Source organism: Corallococcus terminator (genome assembly GCF_003611635.1).
Taxonomy (GTDB): Bacteria; Myxococcota; Myxococcia; order Myxococcales; family Myxococcaceae; genus Corallococcus; species Corallococcus terminator.
The window spans coordinates 1-22,377 of the sequence record NZ_RAVZ01000152.1; the positions used below are offsets into that span (position 1 = coordinate 1).

The 22,377-nt window shown below is 69.5% G+C and carries 18 protein-coding genes and 1 pseudogene; 9 read left to right on the forward strand and 10 right to left on the reverse strand.

Annotated features, from left to right (window positions below; translation table 11 throughout):
• A pseudogene (locus D7V88_RS21555) lies at nucleotides 1-250 on the forward strand (GspE/PulE/PilB domain-containing protein); the annotation flags it as partial.
• Between the two features lie 8 nt (nucleotides 251-258).
• Here D7V88_RS21555 and serB read toward each other — a convergent pair.
• From serB to D7V88_RS21570, 4 genes are all read right to left on the reverse strand, one after another.
• A complete protein-coding gene (gene serB, locus D7V88_RS21560; protein ID WP_120542540.1) occupies nucleotides 259-1,464 on the reverse strand; it encodes a phosphoserine phosphatase SerB in 1,206 nt (401 codons plus the stop codon).
• Nucleotides 1,465-1,535: 71 nt separating this feature from the next.
• The gene (locus tag D7V88_RS44555) at nucleotides 1,536-2,384 is read right to left on the reverse strand and encodes a serine/threonine protein kinase (RefSeq protein WP_244238299.1); all 849 of its coding nucleotides are present in this window, start codon (nucleotides 2,382-2,384) and stop codon (nucleotides 1,536-1,538) included.
• Nucleotides 2,276-3,019, reverse strand: coding sequence for a hypothetical protein (locus D7V88_RS44560; protein WP_244238298.1), 744 nt, complete (start codon nucleotides 3,017-3,019; stop codon nucleotides 2,276-2,278). Before D7V88_RS44560 ends, D7V88_RS44555 begins: the two co-directional genes overlap by 109 nt.
• Nucleotides 3,020-3,100: 81 nt before the next feature.
• Complete coding sequence (locus D7V88_RS21570; RefSeq protein ID WP_120535506.1) at nucleotides 3,101-3,853, reverse strand: TIGR02266 family protein; 753 nt, start codon at nucleotides 3,851-3,853, stop codon at nucleotides 3,101-3,103.
• 104 nt (nucleotides 3,854-3,957) lie between these two features.
• On the opposite strand from D7V88_RS21570, the gene D7V88_RS21575 reads away from it, so the two are divergent.
• From D7V88_RS21575 to D7V88_RS21605, 7 genes are all read left to right on the forward strand, one after another.
• On the forward strand, nucleotides 3,958-4,446 hold the full coding sequence (locus tag D7V88_RS21575; protein WP_120535507.1) for an NADH-quinone oxidoreductase subunit NuoE family protein: 489 nt from the start codon (nucleotides 3,958-3,960) through the stop codon (nucleotides 4,444-4,446).
• A 40-nt stretch (nucleotides 4,447-4,486) separates the two neighbouring features.
• Complete coding sequence (nuoF, locus tag D7V88_RS21580; protein ID WP_120542541.1) at nucleotides 4,487-5,827, forward strand: NADH-quinone oxidoreductase subunit NuoF; 1,341 nt, start codon at nucleotides 4,487-4,489, stop codon at nucleotides 5,825-5,827.
• The gene (locus D7V88_RS21585; protein ID WP_120542542.1) at nucleotides 5,824-6,330 is read left to right on the forward strand and encodes an NADH-quinone oxidoreductase subunit J family protein; all 507 of its coding nucleotides are present in this window, start codon (nucleotides 5,824-5,826) and stop codon (nucleotides 6,328-6,330) included. The genes nuoF and D7V88_RS21585 overlap by 4 nt, the downstream gene beginning before the upstream one ends.
• Before the next feature lie 81 nt (nucleotides 6,331-6,411).
• Nucleotides 6,412-6,714, forward strand: coding sequence for an NADH-quinone oxidoreductase subunit NuoK (gene nuoK, locus D7V88_RS21590; protein ID WP_120535510.1), 303 nt, complete (start codon nucleotides 6,412-6,414; stop codon nucleotides 6,712-6,714).
• Nucleotides 6,715-6,739: 25 nt separating this feature from the next.
• Nucleotides 6,740-8,962, forward strand: a complete 2,223-nt coding sequence (gene nuoL, locus D7V88_RS21595) for an NADH-quinone oxidoreductase subunit L (protein WP_120542543.1) — start codon at nucleotides 6,740-6,742, stop codon at nucleotides 8,960-8,962.
• Nucleotides 8,959-10,650 (forward strand): complex I subunit 4 family protein, encoded by a 1,692-nt coding sequence (locus tag D7V88_RS21600; protein ID WP_120542544.1) that lies wholly within the window; start codon nucleotides 8,959-8,961, stop codon nucleotides 10,648-10,650. The genes nuoL and D7V88_RS21600 overlap by 4 nt, the downstream gene beginning before the upstream one ends.
• Before the next feature lie 15 nt (nucleotides 10,651-10,665).
• Nucleotides 10,666-12,225, forward strand: coding sequence for an NADH-quinone oxidoreductase subunit N (locus D7V88_RS21605; RefSeq protein WP_120542545.1), 1,560 nt, complete (start codon nucleotides 10,666-10,668; stop codon nucleotides 12,223-12,225).
• Nucleotides 12,226-12,905: 680 nt separating this feature from the next.
• Here D7V88_RS21605 and D7V88_RS21610 read toward each other — a convergent pair.
• From D7V88_RS21610 to D7V88_RS21630, 5 genes are all read right to left on the reverse strand, one after another.
• The gene (locus tag D7V88_RS21610; RefSeq protein ID WP_120542546.1) at nucleotides 12,906-14,345 is read right to left on the reverse strand and encodes a sigma-54-dependent transcriptional regulator; all 1,440 of its coding nucleotides are present in this window, start codon (nucleotides 14,343-14,345) and stop codon (nucleotides 12,906-12,908) included.
• Entirely contained in the window at nucleotides 14,342-16,858 is a 2,517-nt protein-coding gene (locus D7V88_RS21615) for an ATP-binding protein (protein ID WP_120542547.1), read from the reverse strand. The genes D7V88_RS21610 and D7V88_RS21615 overlap by 4 nt, the downstream gene beginning before the upstream one ends.
• On the reverse strand, nucleotides 16,855-18,783 hold the full coding sequence (gene selB / locus D7V88_RS21620) for a selenocysteine-specific translation elongation factor (RefSeq protein ID WP_120542548.1): 1,929 nt from the start codon (nucleotides 18,781-18,783) through the stop codon (nucleotides 16,855-16,857). Before selB ends, D7V88_RS21615 begins: the two co-directional genes overlap by 4 nt.
• Before the next feature lie 34 nt (nucleotides 18,784-18,817).
• The gene (locus D7V88_RS21625) at nucleotides 18,818-19,519 is read right to left on the reverse strand and encodes a phosphoribosyltransferase (RefSeq protein WP_120542549.1); all 702 of its coding nucleotides are present in this window, start codon (nucleotides 19,517-19,519) and stop codon (nucleotides 18,818-18,820) included.
• Between the two features lie 159 nt (nucleotides 19,520-19,678).
• The gene (locus tag D7V88_RS21630; RefSeq protein ID WP_120542550.1) at nucleotides 19,679-20,572 is read right to left on the reverse strand and encodes an Hsp33 family molecular chaperone HslO; all 894 of its coding nucleotides are present in this window, start codon (nucleotides 20,570-20,572) and stop codon (nucleotides 19,679-19,681) included.
• 283 nt (nucleotides 20,573-20,855) lie between these two features.
• Here D7V88_RS21630 and D7V88_RS21635 point away from each other — a divergent pair, with 283 nt between their 5' ends.
• A complete protein-coding gene (locus D7V88_RS21635; RefSeq protein WP_120542551.1) occupies nucleotides 20,856-21,542 on the forward strand; it encodes a succinate dehydrogenase/fumarate reductase transmembrane subunit in 687 nt (228 codons plus the stop codon).
• Nucleotides 21,543-21,636: 94 nt separating this feature from the next.
• Here D7V88_RS21635 and D7V88_RS21640 read toward each other — a convergent pair whose 3' ends face one another.
• Nucleotides 21,637-22,158, reverse strand: coding sequence for a single-stranded DNA-binding protein (locus D7V88_RS21640; protein ID WP_120542552.1), 522 nt, complete (start codon nucleotides 22,156-22,158; stop codon nucleotides 21,637-21,639).
• Nucleotides 22,159-22,377 lie beyond the last annotated feature (219 nt).

Here is a 22,377-nt window from a genome sequence, read left to right on the forward strand (position 1 = left end):
GCCCCGCTCTGCGGAGAGGGCCGCGCCGCCCGCCGCCGCGGCCGCGGGCTCCAGCGCCTCCGACATCCTGGATGAGATTCTCGCGGGCGGCTCGCCCACCTCCGAGTGGACGGAGGCGGACCTGCAGCGCCTTCAGACGGTGCAGCAGAACCAGGAGAAGAGCTCGAAGATCCTCCGTGCGCTCCTGGAGCTCGTCTTCGAGAAGGGCCAGGTGCAGCAGCGCGAACTGGCCGCGCGCATGCGCCTGTAGTGAAGGCGCTACGTCACCTCGCGCAGCTCGCGCGCGGTGAGGCCCAGCAGGTACAGGATGGTGTCCAGCCCGCCGGCGGAGATGGACGTGTCGGCGGCCTCGCGCAGCTTGGGCTTGGCGCGGAAGGCGATGCCCAGGCCCGCCTTCTCCAGCATCAGCAAATCGTTGGCCCCATCGCCCACCGCGATGACCTGCTCCAGCAGGATGCCCTCCTGCTTCGCGAGCGTCTCCAGCAGCTCCGCCTTGCGGCGCGCGTTGACGATGGTGCCCACGGTGCGGCCAGTCAGCTTCCCGTCCTGCGCCTCCAGCATGTTGGAGTACGCGAAGTCGATGCCCAGGCGCGCCTGGAGCGCTTCGGCCGCCACGGAGAAGCCACCGCTGATGACCGCGGTGCGGTAGCCCAGTCTCTTGAGCACGCGGATCAACGTCTCCGCGCCTTCGGTGAGCGGCAGGTTCGCCGCCAGCTCGCGCAGCACCTGGACGTCCAGCCCGGCGAGCAACGCCACACGCTGGCGCAGGGATTCGTCGTAGTCCATCTCCCCGTGCATCGCGCGCTCGGTGATGGCGGCCACCTTCGCGTGGACGCCGTGCGCCCGCGCCAGCTCGTCGATGACCTCGATGCGGATGAGCGTGGAGTCCATGTCCATCACCACCATCCGCTTGCCGCGCCGGTAGAGGCTCTCCCGCTGGAGGGCCACGTCGAACGTGGGGCTCTCCATGGACAGCGCCAGCAACGCGCGCTTGAGCGAGGACGGGTCCGCGTCCGGCGCCAGCGTGACGTGCAGCTCCACCGACCCCAGCGGCGTCTCACTCAGGCGGGTGATGCGCTCCACGCGCGCCCCCTGCTCCGCCAGCCGCGCCGTCAGCGCGTGCACCTCGCGCGCGCCCAGCGTCTTGCCCACGGCGGTGACGACGTAGCGCAGCGGTTCAGGGCCCACGGGCGGGGCGACGGGCGCCACCGCGCGGACATCCACCGTGACGCCCAGCTCGCGCGCCGCGAGGAGCAGCGCCTGCCACGGGTCTTGTCCCTCGGGGGAACTGGCGGAGGGGCGCACCAGCAGGGCCAGGGTGAGCAGGCCCTGCACCACCACCTGCTCCACATCGAGCAGCTCCGCGCCTGCATCCGCGAGGAGTCCGGTGAGGCGGGAGGTGGTGTCGGGGCCGTCCCTTCCGGTGACGGTGAGGAGGACGGTGTCGGAGGGGCGCGCGGTCATGGGCGCGCCGCAGTCTGACAGTCCGCCCGGGGACGGGCGAGCCTCGCGTGGAGGCCCGCCTGCCCTTCAGCTCAGTCCTGCTGCGTGTCGGAGGACACGATGAGCGAGCCGCGCTCCAGGTACTCGCCGTCCGGGAAGGCCTTGTAGAAGTCCTCCAGCATCGCATCCACGTCCGGGTAGCGCTGCTCGCGCTTGTCCTGGGTGGCCTTGTCGAAGAGCTGATCCAGGCCGCTGGGCGCCTCCGGGTTCACCTCCGAGGGCAGGGGCGAGCGGCGGCCGGGAATCTGCCCGGTGAACATCTCGTAGAGCAGGATGCCCAGGCCGTACACGTCCGCGGACGGGCCCGGCTCCTTGCCAGCCCGGTTCATCAGCTCCGGCGCCATGTACACCATGCCGCCCATGCCCATGAACACCTGGGGCATGCCCTTGGTGGCGTCCACCTCCACCACGCGGCTCATGCCGAAGTCGGCGAGCTTCGCGTTGCCGTACGCGTCGAAGAGGACGTTCTCCGGCTTGAGGTTGTGGTGCGTGAGGCCCGCGGCGTGCGCCGCCCGGAGGCCATAGGCCAGTTGCAGGAACGTGCGCAGCGCGTGCGGCACGTCGATGCCCTTGCCGCCGCTGGACTCCAGCTTCTCCTTCAGGCTGCCGCGCATCAGCTCCACCACGAAGTACGGCCGGGTGGACTCCACGTTCTGGTCGACGATCTGCACCACGCCCGGGTGGCGCACCTGCGCCTGCGCGCACAGCTCCTTCTTCAGGCGCTTGAGGACCTCACCGCGCTGGAGGAAGGAGAAGTAGCCGAAGATGTCCTTCAGCTCCTTGATGCAGATGTCCAGGCCCAGGGCGTTGTAGCGACCCTTGAAGACCGTGCCCAGCGGGCCCGTGCCGATGGGGTCGAACTTCTGGTAGCGCAGGTCCAGGTCGCTGGAGCCCTTCGCCACCGCGGCGGCGACGGCGGCAGCCCGATGAGGGTCTCCCGCCGGGGCTCCGGCACGTCCTGCCAGGGCGACGGCTGCGGCGTCTGGATGGGAGGCGAGGAGACCAGGGGCGCGGCCGAGCCCAGCTCCAGCGCCGGCATCGCCACCCGGTGGGTGCGGTTCTGCGGCACGGGCGGCGGGCCCATCTGCGAGGCCTGGGAAGCGCCGGCGCCTCCGTCCACCTCCGCCTCGTCGAGCAGCAGCTCCGGCGGCGGCGGCGGGACGTTCATCGGCTCGTCCTCCTCCAGGCGCCCGATGTGCGTCGGCTCCTCCGCCGTGAGCTGATCGGCGAAGAACTCGTCGACCTCCAGGGCGAAGCGGTCCGCCAGGTCCCCGCCCACCACCTTCTCGCCCTGCTCGGTGAGCTTGAGCTGGGCCTCGCGGTCCATGGCGATGTAGTGGAACTTGCGCAGGAAGAAGAAGTAGTTGTCGAACTCCAGCGAGACGGACGGTTCGAGGGCGGCCTTCACGTCGGCCAGCTTGTTCGAGCGTCCCAGGCGGCCGTTCTCCCGCAGATTCTGCAGGATGAGCAGCGCCTCGCCACTGACGGTGTCACGATGGATTGCGGGCTTCGTCATGGGTGCGCGGACTCTACGCGGCCCTACCCCGAAGCTTCAATATTTGGAGCGAGGAACCCGCACGACGGGTTCCACCCGCACCTACTGGATGCGAAGCAACTGCTTCACCGTCTCCAGCACTTCCACGAACCGCACCGGCTTGCGCAGGTAGATATCGACCCCCAGTTGCATCGCGCGATCCTGGGCTTCCTTGCCGCCCGCGGAGATGGCGATGACAGGAATCGACTTGAGCGCCTCTTCCTCGCGGATGCGCTCCACCAGCGCGAACCCGTCCATCACCGGCATGTACAGGTCCAGCATCACCAGGCTGAAGCGGTCCTCGCGCAGCCGCAAGAGGGCGTGGTGCCCGTCCGGCGCGAAGTGGACCTCCAGCGGGACCTTGCCGTGCAGATCGTTGCTCGCGAGCTTCTTCAGCACGTAGCTGTACATCTCGATGATGTGGGGGTTGTCCTCGACGATGAGCACGCGGTACCCGTCCTGTTCGGAAGGGTTCGTCGCGCTGTCGTCAGGTCCCGCCGCACTCAAGATGTCACCCAGTCGCCGCCGATCCTGCTCGCTCTCCACACGGATGCCGACACCCCCGGGCTGATCCGGGGCCGCCAGCCGCACCCAGGCCACGGTGCCGCCGACTTCTACCGGATCCAGCAGTCCCGGGAAAGAAAGTGCAAGCCGAAGCTCGTCGCCCACGACGAAGAGCTGCTCGGTCTGGACGAAGAAACCCCCGGCGGACAGGTTCTCCGTCACGTCCCGGAGCGGACGCCCATGCGGGTAGTCCACCCGGAGGACGGTGGGGATACGGGGGTGCTGCCGCTGGTCCGCAGGGTCCGGGCTCATAACAAGGGGTTGAAATCGCTCGGAAATTTGCTGATGGCGGTCCAGTCTACCGCCGAGGGTTTATGTTGACAACGAAGCCATTGCGGCAATACGTACGGCCCGCCATGGCGGAGCCCCTGTTCACTCCTGAAGAGCAGAAGAAGTTCGACGCGGGGATCGCGGAAATCCTCTCGCACTACCCCTCTGATCGCAAAAGCGCCGGGATGTTGCCCGCGCTTCGCCTTCTTCAGGACCTCAAGGGCTGGTTGCCGCCCGAAGGCCTGCGGTTGGTGGCGAAGAATCTGGAAGTCACGCCGGAGCGCGCCTACGAGGTCGCCAGCTTCTACGTGATGTACCACCTGAAGAAACCGGGCAAGTACGTCATCGACGTCTGCACGAACCTGTCCTGTTCGCTGTGGGGGGCGGAGAAGATGCTCGCCTACCTGGAGCAGAAGCTGGGCATGACGGCGGGGGAGACGAACGACAAGTTCACCCTGCGCGAGACCGAGTGCCTGGCGTCCTGCGGAACGGCGCCCTGCCTGCAGATCAACGAGGACCACCACGAGAGCCTGACCCAGGCCAAGCTGGACGCCATCCTGGCCCGGCTGTCGTGAGTCGCCCCTCCTCCCCCTCGCTTTCCTAGGACATCCATCCATGGCCTCTACGGCAAAGGCGGTTGAACCCGTCATCTCGGCGGCCTGGGGCAAGCCCCAGTCCTGGACCCTGGACAGCTACCGTTCGCGCGGTGGCTACGACGGGCTCAAGCGGGCGCTCACGATGGAGCCCCAGGCCATCATCGACGAGGTGAAGAAGTCCAACCTCCGCGGCCGCGGCGGCGCCGGCTTCCCCACGGGCATGAAGTGGAGCTTCGTCCCCAAGGACAGCCCCAAGCCCAAGTACCTCGCCGTGAACGGCGACGAGTCCGAGCCGGGCACCTTCAAGGACCGCTACATCCTGGAGAACGACCCGCACATGATGCTGGAGGGCATCGCCATCGCGTCGTACGCGCTGGGCGTGCACACCTGCTACGTGTACCTGCGCGGCGAGTTCAAGTTCCAGGCGGAGCGCACCCAGGCGGCCATCGACGAGGCCTACAAGGCCGGCATCTTCGGCAAGTCCATGCTGGGCAAGGACTTCCAGCTGGACTGCTACGTGGTCCGCGGCGCGGGCGCGTACATCTGCGGTGAAGAGACGGCGCTCCTGGAGAGCCTGGAGGGCAAGAAGGGCTGGCCGCGCCTGAAGCCGCCCTTCCCCGCCGTGGTGGGCCTGTTCGGCAGCCCTACCGTGGTGAACAACGTGGAGACGCTCGCCAGCGTGCCCCCCATCCTCGCCAAGGGCGCGGAGTGGTACGCCAAGCTGGGCACGGACAAGTCGGGCGGCACGCACCTGGTGTGCCTGTCCGGTTCGGTGAACCGCCCGGGCGTCTACGAGGTGGGGATGCACACCACCATCCTGGAGCTGATCCACGACGACCAGTACGGCCAGGGCATGCCCAAGGGCCGCAAGGTGAAGGCGGTCATCCCGGGCGGGTCCTCCGCGCCGGTGCTGGGCGCGGACGAGCTGGACGTGGCGCTGGAGTTCGAAGCGCTGAAGATGAAGCAGACGATGGCCGGCTCCGGCGGCGTCATCGTGATGGACGACGCCACCTGCATGGTGCGCAGCCTGTGGCGCGTGGCCCGCTTCTACGCGGAAGAGTCCTGCGGCCAGTGCACGCCGTGCCGCGAGGGCACGCCCTGGCAGACGCGCCTGTTGCGCAAGATTGAAGAAGGCCGGGGAGAGCCGGGCGACATCGACATGCTGTCGAACGTGGCCTCCTCCATCGCGCCCTACCCGCCCATTGGCCTGGGCAACACCATCTGCGCGCTGGGCGACGCGGCGGCGCTGCCCACGCACTCCTTCCTCATGCGGTTCCGGGACGAGTTCGAGGCGCACCTGCGGGAGAAGCGTTGCCCGTTCGGTGAGCACCCCTGGGGTTCCTACGGAGACTGGTCTTGAACACTGAGTTGGTTCTCTTCGGCGTTTTCGCCGTCATGACGCTGGTGTCGGCGGGGCTCGTCATCACCGCGCGGAGCCCCATCAACTCCGCCATGTCCCTGGTGTCGACGTTCTTCTTCCTGGCCGGCATCTATGTGCTCCTGTGGGCGCACACGGTGGCCGTCATGCAGGTGCTCGTCTACGCGGGCGCCATCATGGTGCTCTTCCTGTTCGTCATCATGCTGCTGAACCTGGGGGACGCGGCCCACCGCGGCCGCCCCACGGTGACGCGCATCCTGGGCGGGGCCTCCGCGTTCGGCCTGCTGGCCGTGCTGGCGGTGACGCTCGGCCGCACGAACGCCATCCCGGCCAACCTGGGCCCCCAGGCCCAGGCGACGTTCGGCACCATGGCCTCCGTCGGCCAGTCCATCTTCACCGCCTGGCTGCTCCCGTTCGAAGCCGTCAGCCTGCTGCTCCTGGTGGCGATGGTGGGCGCGGTGGTGGTGGCCAAGTCCCGGATCTGATCCCCGCCTTCGGACAACTTCTGCTAGATGGCGCGGGCGGGCTCTTAGAGCCGTCCGCCTGAAAGCCAAGAGCTTCCGCACATGGTTCCCATCACCTACTACCTCCTGCTGGCCGCCGCGCTCTTCTGCATGGGCATGTTCGGCGTGCTGGTGCGCACCAACGCGCTGGTCGTCTTCATGTGCGTGGAGCTGATGCTCAACGCGGTCAACCTCACGTTCCTGGCGTTCGCGCGGATGCACGGCGACGGCATCGGGCACGTGTCCGCCTTCTTCGTCATCGCCGTGGCGGCCGCGGAAGCGGCCATCGGTCTGGCCATCGTCATCGCGGTCTTCCGCAGTCGCGGCTCCGTGAACGTGGACGACATCCGGACGATGAAGCACTGAATCCCGTCACTCCCTGAGCCCATCCATGGACGGAATCGTCGAATTCTTCAGAACGGCACCCATCCCCCCCGAGGTGTTCGCACCCTCGCTGGGATTGATCATCCTGCTGCCGCTCCTGGGCGCGTTCGTGTGCGGCGTGTTCGGCAAGTGGCTGGGCCGGGCCAACGTGCACCTGGTGGCGTGCTCCGCCATCGCGGGCGCCTTCGTGCTGAGCCTGATGGCCTTCTGGGCCACCAGCGACGCGGCGGGCGGGCGCGTGGTGAGCATGCCCAACGCGTTCGGCCTGGAGCGCGACGTGGTGCGCTACGCCATCTCGTATGACTACGGCACCTGGTTCGCGGCGGGCGACTTCCGCGTGAACTTCGGGCTGCTGGTGGACCACCTGTCCGGCATCCTGCTGCTGGTCATCACCGGCATCGGCTTCCTCATCCACCTGTACTCCACCAGCTACATGGAGCACGACGACGGGTACTGGCGCTTCTTCGCGTACCTGAACCTCTTCGTCGCCGCGATGCTGACGCTGGTGATGGCCGACAACCTGGTCCTGCTCTTCGTGGGCTGGGAGGGCGTCGGCATGGCCAGCTACCTGCTCATCGGCTTCTGGTACACGGACAGCGCGAAGGCGTGGGCGGGCCGCAAGGCGTTCGTCACCAACCGCATCGGTGACTTCGCGTTCCTCATCGCCACGTTCCTGCTCATCCTGACGGTGAACGCCTTCAGCCAGCAGGCGGACCCGCGCGACTACAACTCCGCGGGCAGCTCCCGCGCGCGCTACACGCAGGGCCTGCTGGAGAAGGGCCCCGTCACCTTCAAGGGCCTGGAGAAGATGGCCCTGGCCCTCCCGGAAGGCACGGGCGGCGCGGTGTCGCTCGCCACGCCCATCGAAGCGGGGCCGCTGGCCGGCTACACCTTCGGCGGCGTGATGACCGCCACCATGCTGCTGTTCCTCCTGGGCGCGGCGGGCAAGAGCGCGCAGCTTCCGCTCTACGTCTGGCTGCCGGACGCGATGGCCGGCCCGACGCCGGTGTCCGCCCTCATCCACGCCGCCACGATGGTCACGGCCGGCGTGTACCTGTTCTGCCGCATGAGTTCGCTGCTGGTGCTCAGCCCCACCGCCATGGCGACCATCGCCGTCGTGGGCGCGCTGACGTCGCTGCTGGCGGCGCTGATCGCCTTCGCGCAGGACGACATCAAGAAGGTGCTCGCCTACTCCACGGTGTCGCAGTTGGGCATCATGTTCATGGGCGTGGGCATGGGCGTCTTCTGGGCGGCCGCGCTGCACCTGCTGACGCACGCGTGCTTCAAGGCCTGCCTCTTCCTGGGCGCCGGCAGCGTGATGCACGGCAACGGGGATGAGACGGACATCAAGAAGCTGGGCGGCCTGTACAAGGAGATGAAGTGGACGCACGCCACGTTCCTCGTCTCCACGCTGGCCATCACCGGCATCATCCCGCTGTCCGGCTTCTTCTCGAAGGACGCCATCTTCCACGGCGTGCACCACAACCACCTGCACGACCTGCACTGGGTGTCCGGCTTCGTCTACGCGATGGGCCTGCTCATCACCGCGTGCACCGCGTTCTACATGTCGCGCGTGTACCTGCTGACGTTCACCGGCAAGCGCTCCCCTGAAGCCAAGGTGGCGCACGCGCACGAGAGCTCCTGGTTCATGACGCTGCCCCTGGTGGTGCTCGCGTTCCTGAGCGTCGTGACGCTGGTGTACGCGCTGCCGCTGATGCCCCGCTCCGGTGGCGGCATGCAGCCGGTGTTCGAGAACTTCCTCTCCCCCGTGCTGCGCCCGGCCGAAGCGGTCGCCCGCGCGGCCCAGACGGTGGCGCTGGACCACAGCACGCCGGCCTTCGTGGACTACCTCATCGCGTGGCTGGTGGCGCTGTCCGGCGGCGCGACGGCGGCGTTCCTCTACCTGAAGTTCTTCCCCGCGCAGGTGGGCAAGCCGGTGCCGGCGTTCGCCCGCGCGGTGCGCCGCACGGCCCACAACAAGTTCTACGTGGATGAGCTGTACGAGTTCATCCTCATCCGTCCGGTGAAGTTCGTGGCCTTCATCCTCTTCCGCGTGGTGGACGCGCTCGTCATCGACACGGTGCTGGTGCGCGGCACCGCCTACGTGACGGAGAAGGTGGGCCTCGGGCTGCGCCGGCTCCAGACGGGTGACGCGCAGGCCTACGCCGCCATCATGGCGCTCGCCATCCTGGGCGGCGCGGTCTACGCCCTCCTGCAGGTGCTTTCATGAGCTTCTTCGACACCCACCTGTTGAACGTCGTCATCTACCTGCCGCTCGTGTTCGCGGCGCTGGTGTTGATGCTGCCCTCCACGGAGCACGGGCAGGTCCGCGCCATCACGTTCGTGGGCATGCTGCTGGACCTGGCGTTCGGCGTCTGGGCCTACTTCCGCTTCGAGCCTTCCGGAGCGGAGTTCCAGATGGAGTACCGCGTCCCCTGGTTCCAGCAGTTCGGGATGAGCTACCACCTGGGCCTGGACGGCCTCGCGGCGAGCCTGCTGCTCCTGACGGTGTTCCTGGGCCCGCTGGTGGTGCTCGCCTCCACCACGTACATCAGCCACCGCATCAAGGAGTTCCATCTGGCGCTGCTGGTGCTCCAGACGACGATGCTGGGCGCGCTGGCGTCGATGGACGTCCTGCTCTTCTACATCTTCTTCGAAGCCATGCTCATCCCCATGTACCTGCTGGTGGGTGTGTGGGGCGCCGAGGACCGGCGCATGGCGGCGGTGAAGTTCTTCCTCTACACGCTGGTCGGCTCGCTGCTGATGCTGGTGGCCATCGTGGCGGTGTACTTCGTGAGCGGCGCGCCGGGCGTGCGTTCGTTCGACTACGGCACGCTCTACAACAACCTGCTCGCCGCCAATCAGCAGCTCGCCGCGTGTACCAATGGTCCGGAGGGCGCATGCGCGTCGCTCACGGGCCTGGCCGCCACGCTGCACACGTACGGGCCCTGGATGTTCGCCGCGTTCGCGCTGGCGTTCGCCATCAAGGTCCCGATGTGGCCGGTGCACACCTGGTTGCCGGACGCGCACGTGCAGGCGCCGGTGGCGGGTTCCATGATCCTGGCCGGCGTGATGCTGAAGATGGGCACCTACGGCTTCTGGCGCTTCGCGATTCCGCTGTTCCCGGTGGCGGCGCAGGCCGCGCGGCCGTTCCTCGCGGTGCTGGCGGTCATCGGCATCGTGTACGGGGCGCTGATGTGCCTGGCGCAGCGGGACATCAAGAAGCTCATCGCGTACTCGTCCGTCAGCCACCTGGGCTACTGCATGCTGGGCCTCCTGGCCGTCACGAGCGAGGGCGCCACGGGCAGCGCGTACCAGATGCTGAACCACGGCATCTCCACGGGCGCGCTGTTCCTCCTGTTCGGCTTCCTCTACGAGCGCCGCCACACCCGGCTCATGTCGGACTACGGCGGCATCGCGAAGGTGATGCCGGTGTTCACCGCGGCGTTCGTCATCATCACGTTCTCGTCGGTGGCGGTGCCGGGCACCAACGGCTTCATCGGTGAGTTCCTGGTGCTGATGGGCACCTTCAAGAGCACCCTGCCCCTGGGCTTCGGCGCGTTCGCCACCCTGGGCGTCATCCTGGGCGCCGCGTACATGTTGTGGATGGTGCAGAAGGTCTTCTTCGGCGGCATCACGCACCGGGAGAACCAGCACCTGCGCGACATGAACCTGCGCGAGATGCTCACCACGGCGCCCTTCATCGTGCTGGTGGCGGTGATGGGTCTGATGCCGCAGCCCTTCCTGGAGCGCATCGCCCCGTCCACGGAGCGCTACGTGGCGCGCGCCAGCGTGGGCGCTCCGGGTGCCACCCAGGCGAAGGACGACCAGTTGCGCGTGGAGGTGATGTCGCTGCCCTCCACCGCCGCCGCGGCCCGCCCCTCCGTTCCCGCCGCGCCGCTCGCCGTGCGCGAGTAGGCCCCGAAAGACTCCATGAACCTGCCAAACCTCACCCTGGCGGATTTCCTCCCCCTGCTGCCCGCCATCATCATGGTGGTGGCGGCCTCCGTCCTGCTGCTGTCGGAGGTGTTCCTCTCCGCCACGGCGTCCCGCGGCTACCAGGCGGTGCTCACCGTCGTTGCGGCGGCGGCCAGCGGCGCCGTGGCCGTGGGCCTGATGTTCGAGCCGCCCCAGGAGGTGTTCCTGGGCTTCGGCGTGTTGGACCCCTTCTCCAGTTTCCTCACCCTGGTGGTGAGCGTGGGCCTGGGGCTGGCGGCGCTGAGCGCGGTGGGCTTCCTGCGCAAGCGAGGCGCGGAGCGCGGTGAGTTCTACGCGCTGATGCTCTTCGCCTCCGCGGGCATGAGCCTGCTGGCCATGTCGACGGAGTTCATCACCATCTTCGTCAACATCGAGATCCTCTCCATCGCGACGTACGCGCTGACGGCGTACCTGCGCCGCGGCACGCGTCCCAGCGAGGCGGGCTTCAAGTACTTCATCCTGGGCGCCTTCTCGTCCGCCATCCTGCTGTACGGCACCGCGCTGCTGTACGGGGCCACGGGCACGACGAAGCTCAACGACATGGTCATCCCGCTGCAGCAGGCGCTGCACGGCAACCCGGCCCTGGTGTACGTGGGCGCGGTGCTCATCGCGGCGGGCTTCGCGTTCAAGGTGGCGGCGGTGCCGTTCCACATGTGGACGCCGGACGTGTACGAAGGGGCTCCCACGCCGGTGACGGCGCTGATGAGCGCGGGCGTGAAGGCCGCGGCGTTCGCCTCCCTGGTGCGCGTGTTCCTCACGGTGGGCAAGGGCATGGACCCCAAGCTGCCGCTGATGCTGTTCGCCACGCTGGCGCTGCTCACCATGGTGGCCGGCAACCTGATGGCCATCCCGCAGCGCAACGTGAAGCGCATGCTGGCGTACTCCTCCATCGCGCACGCGGGCTACCTGCTGCTGGGCGTGGCGGCGCTGTTCGTCGCGGCGCCGGGCGAGAGCTTCCGCGTGCTGTCCGCGTCGTCGCTGTCGGGTGGGACGCCGCTGGACGTGGCCCGTTCGGACGCGCTGCGCGGCATCCTGTACTACCTGCTGGCGTATACCTTCAGCGCCGCCGGTGCGTTCGCGATGGTGTCCGCGCTGGAGCGCCGCGAGGACGAAGAGAAGGGCACCGCGTGGGACCTGGAGCGCTTCGCGGGCCTCGCGCAGCGCCGGCCGGGTTACGCGTTCGCCATGGCGGCCTTCATGCTGTCCCTGGGCGGCATCCCCCCCACGGTCGGATTCATGAGCAAGCTGCTCATCTTCCAGGCCGCCATCGACGTGGGCCTCGTGGGCCTCACCATCGTCGCGGTGCTCTCCAGTGCGGCGGGCGCGTATTACTACCTGCGCGTCGTCGTCTACATGTTCATGCACCCCGTCCCCGAGGGCGCGCAGCCGCTGGAGCGCAACTGGGGCACCGAGGCCGCGTTGGTCATCTCCACCGTCGCCGTCGTGCTCCTGGGCATCCTCCCCGGCCACGTGACGGACTGGCTCGCCCAGGCGGGCACGCTGTTCGGTCAGTAGCGCACGGACAGCGGTACGCAGCACCCGACGCCCGTCGCGGCCACCTGGCCCGGCGGGCGTTGTCGTTGCGGGCATCGACGCGCGCACCCACCGCCTCTTGATGGGTTCGGATCCGCATGACGCGCGCCAGCATGCGCGCCGCATGGCGCAACCCAGCAACGGATCCACGGGACGTGGCCCACGGCGTCATGCACCACCGTGCATTGCAGAAGTGAAATGGGCGGACGGGCGCGGCGCTCGCGGACACCTTCCCCACCGGCGTGCCTGGCGCAGAGAACTCAGGAGGCGTGGCGTGGAGCGGAAAAGAAGGCGGCCCGGCACCCGTGAGGGTGTCGGGCCGCGGGTCTTCTCAAGGTGACACACCGGAAGTGCTGAAAGGGTGGGGGGGAACCACTTTCAGCCTCGCTTCGATGCGTCCCGGACCTAAGCCTTAGCAGGTGCCATGCCAGCCGCCTCGGAAGCCGAAACTCTAGACTTCTCAAGCACTTGGACGACAGGGCAACACTCCTTCCCCCTCCTCCGGGCATTGCAGGGCTGCAATCGGGTTTCAGATATGAAAAGCCCGAACAAATCCGGGGGTTTGTTTTTTTCAACCTTGAACGGGCCCGATTTCGGATCTGAACCCACCTGGAAAGGTGGTGGGACATGGCCTGGACACCCACCTGAAGGGTTACCTGCGCCTACTCGCGCGGGGCGCCCGCGGGGGGCCGGAGGTTGAGCCGCTTCATCTTCCGCCACAGCGTGGTGGAGGAGACGCCCAGCTCGTCGGCCACGCGGGCCAGGTCCACGCCGTGGCGCTCCAGGGACTGGACGATGGCGCGGCGCTCGGCTTCCTCCACCACCTCCGCCAGCGTGGGGCCGGAGGACTCCGGGCTCCCCGCGCGGGCGTCCGTGGGCGGCAGGCCCGAGGCGGCCGCCGGCAGCACTCGGGACTGGGGGCGCAGCGGGAAGTCCTCGGGGAGCAGCTCGTCGGCTTCCGCCAGCGCCGCAGCCTGCTCCACCAGGTTCTCCAGCTCGCGCACGTTGCCGGGGAAGTCGTACGTCATCAGGTGTTCCACGGCGGTGGCGGACAGGCGCCGGATCCGGGGGCTGCGGTTGTTGGAGCGTTGCAGGAAGTGCTCCGCCAGGGCGGGCACGTCCTCCAGGCGCTCGCGCAGGGGGGGCACGCGCAGCATCACCACGTTGAGGCGGTAGTAGAGGTCCTGGCGGAAGCGCTTCTCGCGCACCTCCAGCTCGATGTCGCGGTTGGTGGCCGCGGCGATGCGCGCGTCCACGCGCATCGCGGTGGACTCGCCCACGCGGCGCACCTCGCCGTCCTGCAGCGTGCGCAGGAGCTTGGACTGGAAGGTGGGGCTCGTCTCCGTCACCTCGTCGATGAAGAGCGTGCCGCCGTCCGCCTCCTCGAAGAGGCCGCGGCGTGTCTTCACCGCGCCCGTGAAGGCGCCCTTGGCGTGGCCGAAGAGTTCGCTCTCCAGGAGCGTCTCGCTGATGGCCGCGCAGTTGACGGGCACGAAGGGCCGGCCGCTGCGGCGGCTGTGCGTGTGGAGCGCCCGCGCCACCAGCTCCTTGCCCGTGCCGCTCTCGCCCTGGATGAGGACGGTGGCGTCGCTCTGCGCGACGCGCATGAGGCGCGTGGTGAGCTCCCGCATCGCCTGGCTGCGGCCCACCAGCGCGGACAGGTTGTGGCGCTGGTTGAATTCGGTGGCGAAGTTGTCCACCGCCGTCTGGAGCTTGGTGCGCTCCAGGGCGCGCTCCACGCGGTAGCGCAGCTCGCCTTCCTTGAAGGGCTTGGTGACGTAGTCGTACGCCCCCAGGCGCATGGCCTCCACGGCGCTCTCGATGGAGCCGAAGGCCGTCATCATGATGGCCTGCAGGCGCGGGGACACCTCCAGCCCGCGCTTGAGCAGCGTGAGCCCGTCCATGGGCTCCATCTTCAAATCCGTGAGCAGCAGGTCCACCTGCCCCTTCGCGAGCACGCCCAGGGCCTCCTCTCCGGTGGCGGCCTCGGACACGGTGTAGCCATCATCGCGCAGGAGCATCGCGGTGGTGGCGCGCATGTTTCGCTGGTCGTCCACCACGAGGATGCGGCCTCGGGGGATTGGCGTGGTCGCGTCGGTCATGGAAAGGACAGGGGTTGCGTGAGCGGCAACCGGAAGATGAACGTAGTACCGCGTCCCGGCACGCTCTCCACGGCGATTTCGCCACGGTGGTCCTCCAGGATGCGCTTCACCACCGCGAGGCCCATTCCGGTGCCCTGCGCCTTGGTGGTGAAGAAGGGTTCGAAGACGCGGTGGAGCAGTTCGGCCGGGATGCCCGGCCCCTGGTCCACCACGTCGATGCGCAACTGTTCGCGGCCCGCGTGCGCCTCGCGCCGGGCCTTCACCTGCACCTGGCCGCCCTGGGGCATGGACTGGATGGCGTTGACGGCCACGTTGATGATGGCCTGGCGGATGAGCCGCACGTCCATGGGCACCGGCGGAATGCCGGGCTCCACCTCCGAGGAGATGCGCACCGGACGCTCCGCGCCTCCCTGCGCCTTCGCCGCTTCCACCGAGTCCTGGAGCACGCGCAGCAGGTCCTCGTGCTGGAGCACCGGGTTGCGCGGGCGGGTGTAGTCCAGCAGGGCGCCCACCATCCGGTTGAGGCGGTCACTCTCCTCGCCCACGATGTCCAGCAGCATGGCTGCGTCCCCTTCCGGCTTGAGGATCCGCCGCAGCGAGGCCACCGCGTTGAAGATGACGCCCAGGGGGTTTCGCACCTCGTGGGCGACGATGGCGGACAGCTCACCCAGGGCCGCCAGCCGTTCGCGCTTCACCATCTCCGCGCGGGTGGCGGCCAGCTCCGCGTAGCTGGCCCACAGCGATTCGTACAGGCGCGCGTTGGCGATGGACAGCGCGAGCTGGCCACATGTGGCCTCCGCCAGGTCGATGAGCTCCGGGCCGAAGGGGCGCGGGCCGCGCACGTCGTCCACCATCACCACGCCGATGAGCTCCTCGCGCGAGGTGAGCGGCAGGCCCAGCAGGGCCTTCTCCCCCAGTTGTTCGACGAGCGCGGCGCCAGCGGCGGAGCCCCCCTGCCGCAGGTCATCGATGGCGATGGGCCTGCGCTCCCGGGCCACGCGCGCGGCCAGGGCGTCGCTGTCCAGCGGCACCACCACCGCGCGGAACAGGTCCCGGTGCGCCTCGGACGCGGCCGCGCCCCGGAGCACCTTGGCCTGCTCGTCGTAGAGCAGGATGAAGCAGTTGGACACGTCCAACAGGTGCACGAGGAAGTCGGACGCGACGTCCAGGATGCTCGCCGTCTCCAGCACGCCCGACGTGGTGCGCGACAGGTCCAGCAGCAGGCGCGTCTCCGTGAGCTGGCGCGCGGATTCGGCCCGGAGGCGGCGCTGCTCCAAGAGCGTCACCAGCAGCTCCGCGAGCGTGGCCAGCAGCCGCGCGTCACGCTCGTCGAAGGGCTTCTCCTTCGGACGCAGCGCCTGCACCACCCCCACGCCTTCACCGCCCCGGGTGAGCCGGGCCGCCGTTCCGGCGCCGAAGCGGCCCTGGGACACCGACGCCAGCGCGCGATTCTGGGCGTACGAGGACACCACGCCCCCGTCCGTCCGGAGCGACGCGGCCAGCAGCACGTCGGTGACGGGCGCGTCCGCACCGCCGGCCGGACTCCCCTCCTCCAAGCCCACGTGCGCGATGAGCCGCGGAGGCTGGCCCGGCTCCGGGGCGACGTGCAGCACCACCACCTGCGCGTGGAGCAGGTCCGCCACCCGGGCGAGGAACCTCTCCGGCGGAGGGGGCACCGGCTGCGCCACGAAGCGCGCCATCTCCGCCACCGCCTCCACCTCCCAGCGGCTGCGCGCGCCGTCCGCCTGGAGGTGCGCGTCCGCGAGCGCCGCACCCACCACCTTCGCGAACAGCGTCAGCACCGAGCCGTGCCGGGGCGCCACCCACGGCCCCGCCACCCACAGCACCTCCGACTGCGGACCGCCCACCGGCAGGTACGCGTGCGTGGGCTCCGCGTGGTCCGCGCCGCCAAACACCGGCCGCCCGTCCGACAGCGCCTCCAGCGCCAGGTGCGCGTCCACCGGCGGGGACACCCCGTCACGCACCACCAGCCGCGTGCCCTCCCAGCGCAACAGCCGCGCCCGGAAGCCCGCGCCCTCGAGGCCCGCCAGCGCCACGCGCCGCACCGCCTCCTCCGAACGCGCGGACACCAGCGCCGCGGACGTGTCCACCAGCCGCTCCGCGACCGCCAGCTCCACGGGCCGCTCCGCCTGGACCAGGCAGTTGAGGAGCAGGCCGTAGCCGCCGCCCTCCAGCAGCAACTGCGAGGCCTGCACGGACACCTCGTTGGTGCGGCCCTGCGTGTTCGTCACCCCGTAGAGCTGCGTGCGCCCGTCCAGCGGCGAGCCCGAGGCCAGCCGACGGTAGCGATCCGCCAGGCGGCTGCGCTCCTCGGGCTGCACGAAGTCGAGGAAGGAGCGGCCCTCCACCTGCTCGCGCTCCAGGCCCAGCAGCCGCGCGTACCCGGCGTTGGCCACGTGGACGCGACCGTCCCCATCCAACACCAGCACGGGGTTGGTGAAAGGCTCCACCAGGGCGCGCAGTTCCTGCTTGCTGTAGGCCTTGGGATTCATCCTCGACGCAGCACCCTTTTGTCACCCACCCTCAACGTCACCTTCTCCCGGTCGAAGTACTCCGACAAGGGAATGATGAACTTGCGGCTCTGGCCCACCAGGTCCTTGAAGCCCTGGGTGGTGATTTCCTTCTGCTCCCGCAGGTGCGTCACCAGGCGCTCGCGCAGGCCGCCAAGCGCGTTCGCGTCGAAGCACAGCTCCTCGCTCACGCGCACCCCCACGCCCTGCGCCACCAGCACCTTCAGCAGCTCCTGGAGCTTCGCGGGCGGCAGCTTCAGCTTCAGCGCCAGCTCCGTGACGGTGGGAGGGGCAAGCCCCGCCGCGGACAGTTCTGCGGACAAGCGCGTGCGCGCGGCCTCGTCCCCCAGGGTGAGCGTGCGGCCCCGGCCCTGGAGGCGCACCACGTCCTTCTCCGACTCCGCCTTCCCCGCGTCCACCAGCGCCTGCACCACGCGCTGGAACAGGCGCGCGTCCAGTTGCGCGGAGAGCCGCTGGCGGAGCTCCTCGCGCGACAGGCCCTCGCGCATCGGCTCGCGTTCGTGGAACGCGGCCAGCAGCGCGAGCGAGCGCTGGCGCAGGCCTTCGAACACATCGTGGGACACGTAGAGCCGCCGCTCGCGGTCCACGAGCAGCACCTGCCCCTTCGCCCCCAACAGCTCCAGCGTGCGCGCCAGCACCTTGGGCGAAAGTCCCGAGCGGCCGAACAGCTCCGGCTGCGTGAGCCCCGCGTAGCCCGCCTGCCGCAAGAGCCACGCCACCTGCCCGGCCGCGTCCGCTTCCAATAGCGGCCGCACCACCCCGGAGGCCCCCCGGCGACGGCGCGGCGGGGTGATGGACAGCACGCGCCCTCCGGCCACCGTGGCGCCCCGGCCCGGCAGCGCGCGCGAGCCTCGCAGGATGAAGCGCTGGCCCACGAGCGCGCCCACCGGGGACGCCAGCCGCAGTTGCGCGAGCGCCGTCTCCCCCGGTGACAGCGTGTCCAGGTCCAGGAGCGCCACCGTGGCCTCCACCTGCGCGGTGCCCAGGTGCAACAGCAGCTTGCGGCGCTTCGGGAGCGGGGACTCGGCCGCGGGCAAGAGCGTCAGCTCCACGTCCAGCATGGACGTCTCCGGCAGCTCGCCCGCGCGCGTGAGCACCATGCCCCGGTGCACCTCCTCCGTCTCCACGCCCGTCACGTTCACCGCCGCGCGCTGCCCTGCCTCCACGCGCGTCACCGGCTGCCCGTGCACCTGCACGCCCCGCACGCGCAGCGGCCCCGGGCGGGCCCCGGAACCGGAGGGCAGGAGCGACACCGCGTCGTCCACCGCCAAGGAGCCGGACAGCAGCGTGCCCGTCACCACCGTGCCGAAGCCCTTGATGCTGAAGGCCCGGTCCACCGGAAGGAACGCGGGGCCCTCCGAGGGACGCTCCGGCAACGCGGCCCCCGCGCGGCCGAGCGCCACCTTCAGGTCCGTGAGGCCCGCACCCGTCCTCGCGGACACCGGCACCACGGGCGCTGCTTCCAGGAAGGTGCCCGTGGTGAGAGAAGCGAGGTCCGCCTCCACCAGCGCGCGCCAGTCGTCGCCCAGCGCCTCCAGCAGGTCCGCCTTGGTGAGCGCGACGACGCCCGCCTTCACGCCGAGCAGCCGGCAGATGTCCAGGTGCTCGCGCGTCTGGGGCATGACGCCCTCGTCGGCGGCCACCACCAGCACCGCCAGGTCCACGCCGCCGGCGCCCGCGGCCATGGCCTTCACGAAGCGCTCATGGCCGGGCACGTCCACCACGCCGGCCACCTGTCCGTCCGGCAGGGACAGGTGCGCGAAGCCCAGCTCCAGCGTGATGCCCCGCCGCTTCTCTTCCGGGAGCCGGTCCGTGTCGATGCCGGTCAGCGCCTTCACCAGGGACGTCTTGCCGTGGTCGATGTGGCCCGCCGTCCCGATGATCATCGCCGCGTCAGCACCCTTCCGGTGTCCAGCGGCCTCAGGCTCCGGCCTTGTCGGGGTCGTCGTCGAAGTGCGCTTCGCCCATGCCGGGCTCGTAGTCCCACGGGAAGACGAAGAGCGAGTCGGTGGACATCCCGGCGTGGTCCGGCGTGAAGCCCTCCGGCCGCGCCACGAGGCACGCCGTCTTCACTTCCTTCGCGCCCACCTTGCGCGCGAGCGCCGTGGCCAATTCCAGCGTGTCCCCGCTGGACGCGATGTCGTCCACGATGAGCACGCGCAGGCCCTTGATGGCCAGGGGCATCTCCTCGCTCACCTGGGGCTGGAGGGCGCGGTTCTTCGTCCGGTCCGCCTTGTCACGGCTGCGGCGGCTGATGCGCACGGGGAAGAACTGGACGCCGAGCGCCCCCGCGAGCGCACCGCCCACGTACACACCGCCGTGCGCCACGCCCACCACCGCCTGCGGCTCCCAGGCCTGACGGATGGTGCGCGCCAGCTTCTGCACCGAGCGGTCGAACTCCGCCCACGACAGCTCCACCACGCCGTTGGGCTTCTGGCGGGATTGGTCGCGGCCGGTGGGTTGGCGCGGGGCCTCCACCTGGGGCGCGAGCACCAGGTCGTTGGGAATGGAAACGATGCGCTCCGCGCCCTGCTTCTGGGCGTCGGACGGCGAGGGAGACTTCGGGGAAGGGTTGCGCTGGTCCTGGGACTTCGGCCCAGGCGCTGCCCGCTTGGTGGCCACGGCGAAAGCTCCGGGTGAGGTGCGCTCCTGTCATATCCCGAGCACCGCGCCCTCGCCACAACCGCCGCGCCTGCTTCCTCGGCGGGTGTGAAGCGCTGAAACATCCCCCCCGGTGCCGCGAGGATGTCTGTCTTCAAAACAGAAGGCCCGCCCCCAGCGTCAGACGCTGCCTTCGGCCAGCATCTGGGCAATCTCCGCGCCCGGGATGACATAGCGCGTCGTGCAGAACTGGCAGGTGGCCTCCGCCTGACCTTCCTTCTCGAGCAGGTCCTGGAGCTCCGCCTTGCCCATGGCGAGCAGGGCCAGCTTCACGCGGTCGCGGCTGCACGAACAGGTGAAGCGCAGGGGATAGCGCGACATCACCTCCAGGTCCGCCTCCGGCACCAGCGAGCGCAGGAGCGTCGTCGCCCCGTCCTCCGCGTGCGCCTGGACCGCCGTCTGGAACTGCGCCCGCAGGCGGGTGCCCAGCGCGTGGAAGGCGTCCTTGTCCCCGTTGGGAAGCGGCTGCACGAGCAGGCCCACCACGGTGCCCAGGAGGTCCTCCTTGCCGTCCACCACGCCCGGAAGCTGCACCATCATCAGGTGCGAGGGCACCTGATCCGACTGGTGGAAGTAGCGCTCCAGGTCCGCCACCAGGTCGAAGTGCTCCAATTCCACGGACGAGCGGTAGTACTCGCCGCCGCCCTGGTCGCGCAGCACGGACAGGAAGCCGTGGTTTCCCAGCACGGGACGCCAGTGGTACTTGCCCTCCGTCCCCACGTACTCCACCAGCGTGTTCTTCACGTAGCCGCGCACGACGCCGTTCGCGTCGCCGTCCACGAAGAGGCCGCGCAGGGGGCCGTCGCACTCCAGTTGCAGGTTGACCCGGGAGTCCGTGCCCTTGCGGAGCGCGCCCATGAGGGCGGCGGCGGTGAGGCCCTGGGACAGGAGGGCGGCGGAGGCCGGCATGCTCTGGTGCGCGGCGCGGGCCTGACGGGACAGGACGCTGGTGGTGGCCAGCATCAGCCGCAGGTCCGACGCCTTCAACAATCCACTGACAAGCTCATCGGGCATAGGGGGGCTTGTTAGCGCGCCGCACCCGTCCGTGCCCACCGGCGAAAGAGGGGCGGGGGGAGGACGCCCGCGCGCCTGCCAGCAGCCGGGCCAGGGGGAGGCATCGGCGGGGCTTATGAGTCGGTATTCCCCGGCTGGCGCGCCCGGGCACGTCCGGATGCGGAAGAAATCCAGCCAGCGCTACGGAACGGCTATAAACCGCGTCCTGGCCGTCGCACCTGGCCCTGACTTGGGCGCGCGGGGGTCTCCACCCCACCATCCGCGTGCCCGCGCTGGAGAATCGATGAGCACCCAAGCCACCGCCGAAGCCATCACCGACCGGACGCCCATTTTGAAGTCGCGGCTGGGCTCGTTCCTCGCCGTGGTGCCCCTGAGCATCTGGGTCATCAACCATCTGTGGGACAACCTCGCCGCCTTCCGCGGCGCGGCGGCCTGGCAGGAGTCCGTGACGCAGTACGCGAACCCCTTCGCCCAGGCGTTCACGTTCATCATCGTGATGCTGCCCCTGCTCATCCATACGGCGTGGGGGCTGGTGCGCATGTTCAGCTTCAAGCCCAACAACCTCCAGTACAACAACTACGGCAACCTCAAGTACCTGGTGCAGCGCGTGGCCGGCCTGGGCGTGCTCGCGTTCCTGGGCGCCCACATCTGGCTGGCGTTCCTGCAGCCGCGGCTGCTGGAGGGCCACGCGGAGCCGTTCTCGGACATCGCGCGGGAGATGCACCACCACGGCCCCACGCTGATGGTCTACCTGCTGGGCACGCTGGGCACCGCGTACCACCTGGCCAACGGCCTGCAGACCTTCACCATGAGCTGGGGCATCGTCGCCAGCGACCGCTCCATGCGCCGCCTGGAGCCCTTCACCATCATCCTCTTCCTCGTCCTGCTGGCCATGGCGTGGGGCAGCATCTACGCCCTCTACACCGCCGGCGCGGCCTTCAGCCCCGCGGGCATGGACGTCGGCGGTTGAGCCGGACGTAGCACCGAGCCCCCGGAAAACACGACCGGCCGCCCCTGACTTCCAGGAGCGGCCGGTTCGCTTTTCAGGGGTGGTGCTCAGGGCGTCAGAACGGGATGTCTTCGTCCGCGCCGCCGCCGTGGTTGCCACCGCCCATGCCGCCGTCGTCCATGCCCATGGGGGGCGGCTGGCCGTAGTCGTCCCCGCCGCGCGAGGGGGCGCCGCCGCCCTGCGACCGGCGTCCACCCCCGGAGCCGCCGGAGCTGGCCCCGCCGCTGTAGCCCTCGCCGGCGTCACGTCCGCCGAGGAAGGTCACGGAGGTGGCGACGACCTCGGTGGTGTAGTTCTTCTTGTTCTCCTTATCCATCCACTCACGGGTCTGAAGCCGACCCTCGACGAAGCACTGCCGTCCCTTCTTGAGGTACTCGCCGCACAGCTCCGCGAGCTTTCCCCAGACGACGATGCGGTGCCACTCGGTGCGCTCCTGCTTCTGGCCGTTCTTGTCGTTCCAGCTCTCGCTCGTGGCGATGCGGAAGTTCGCCACGGCCTGACCGCCCGGGGTGAAGCGCACCTCGGGGTCCGCGCCGAGATTGCCGATGAGAATGACCTTGTTCACGCCTCCAGCCATGGTTCCTCCCTACCGAGACCTGGCCCACCAAGGGCCAGGTACAACCCGCGAGGACACACGCCCCGACAGGTCCTTCAGCCCATAGCATCCACCACTGACATGCCTCCGGCCAGATTCCTTCCGGAGGACACGGGGGACGCACGCCCGCCTGAGTCCCAGGCGGGAAGCCCCCGGATTCCGGGGGGTTGGACGGGCTGAAGGGAGGGGCTGCTACCCGCC

Coding starts and splice junctions, on each gene's coding strand:
- D7V88_RS21630 (WP_120542550.1), bottom strand. CDS start 20,572: ATGCCCGATGAGCTTGTCAGTGGATTGTTGAAGGCGTCGGACCTGCGG.
- serB (WP_120542540.1), bottom strand. CDS start 1,464: ATGACCGCGCGCCCCTCCGACACCGTCCTCCTCACCGTCACCGGAAGG.
- D7V88_RS21570 (WP_120535506.1), bottom strand. CDS start 3,853: ATGAGCCCGGACCCTGCGGACCAGCGGCAGCACCCCCGTATCCCCACC.
- D7V88_RS21575 (WP_120535507.1), top strand. CDS start 3,958: ATGGCGGAGCCCCTGTTCACTCCTGAAGAGCAGAAGAAGTTCGACGCG.
- nuoF (WP_120542541.1), top strand. CDS start 4,487: ATGGCCTCTACGGCAAAGGCGGTTGAACCCGTCATCTCGGCGGCCTGG.
- D7V88_RS21610 (WP_120542546.1), bottom strand. CDS start 14,345: ATGACCGACGCGACCACGCCAATCCCCCGAGGCCGCATCCTCGTGGTG.
- D7V88_RS21605 (WP_120542545.1), top strand. CDS start 10,666: ATGAACCTGCCAAACCTCACCCTGGCGGATTTCCTCCCCCTGCTGCCC.
- D7V88_RS21635 (WP_120542551.1), top strand. CDS start 20,856: ATGAGCACCCAAGCCACCGCCGAAGCCATCACCGACCGGACGCCCATT.
- D7V88_RS21600 (WP_120542544.1), top strand. CDS start 8,959: ATGAGCTTCTTCGACACCCACCTGTTGAACGTCGTCATCTACCTGCCG.
- D7V88_RS44560 (WP_244238298.1), bottom strand. CDS start 3,019: ATGACGAAGCCCGCAATCCATCGTGACACCGTCAGTGGCGAGGCGCTG.
- D7V88_RS21640 (WP_120542552.1), bottom strand. CDS start 22,158: ATGGCTGGAGGCGTGAACAAGGTCATTCTCATCGGCAATCTCGGCGCG.
- nuoL (WP_120542543.1), top strand. CDS start 6,740: ATGGACGGAATCGTCGAATTCTTCAGAACGGCACCCATCCCCCCCGAG.
- D7V88_RS21615 (WP_120542547.1), bottom strand. CDS start 16,858: ATGAATCCCAAGGCCTACAGCAAGCAGGAACTGCGCGCCCTGGTGGAG.
- selB (WP_120542548.1), bottom strand. CDS start 18,783: ATGATCATCGGGACGGCGGGCCACATCGACCACGGCAAGACGTCCCTG.
- nuoK (WP_120535510.1), top strand. CDS start 6,412: ATGGTTCCCATCACCTACTACCTCCTGCTGGCCGCCGCGCTCTTCTGC.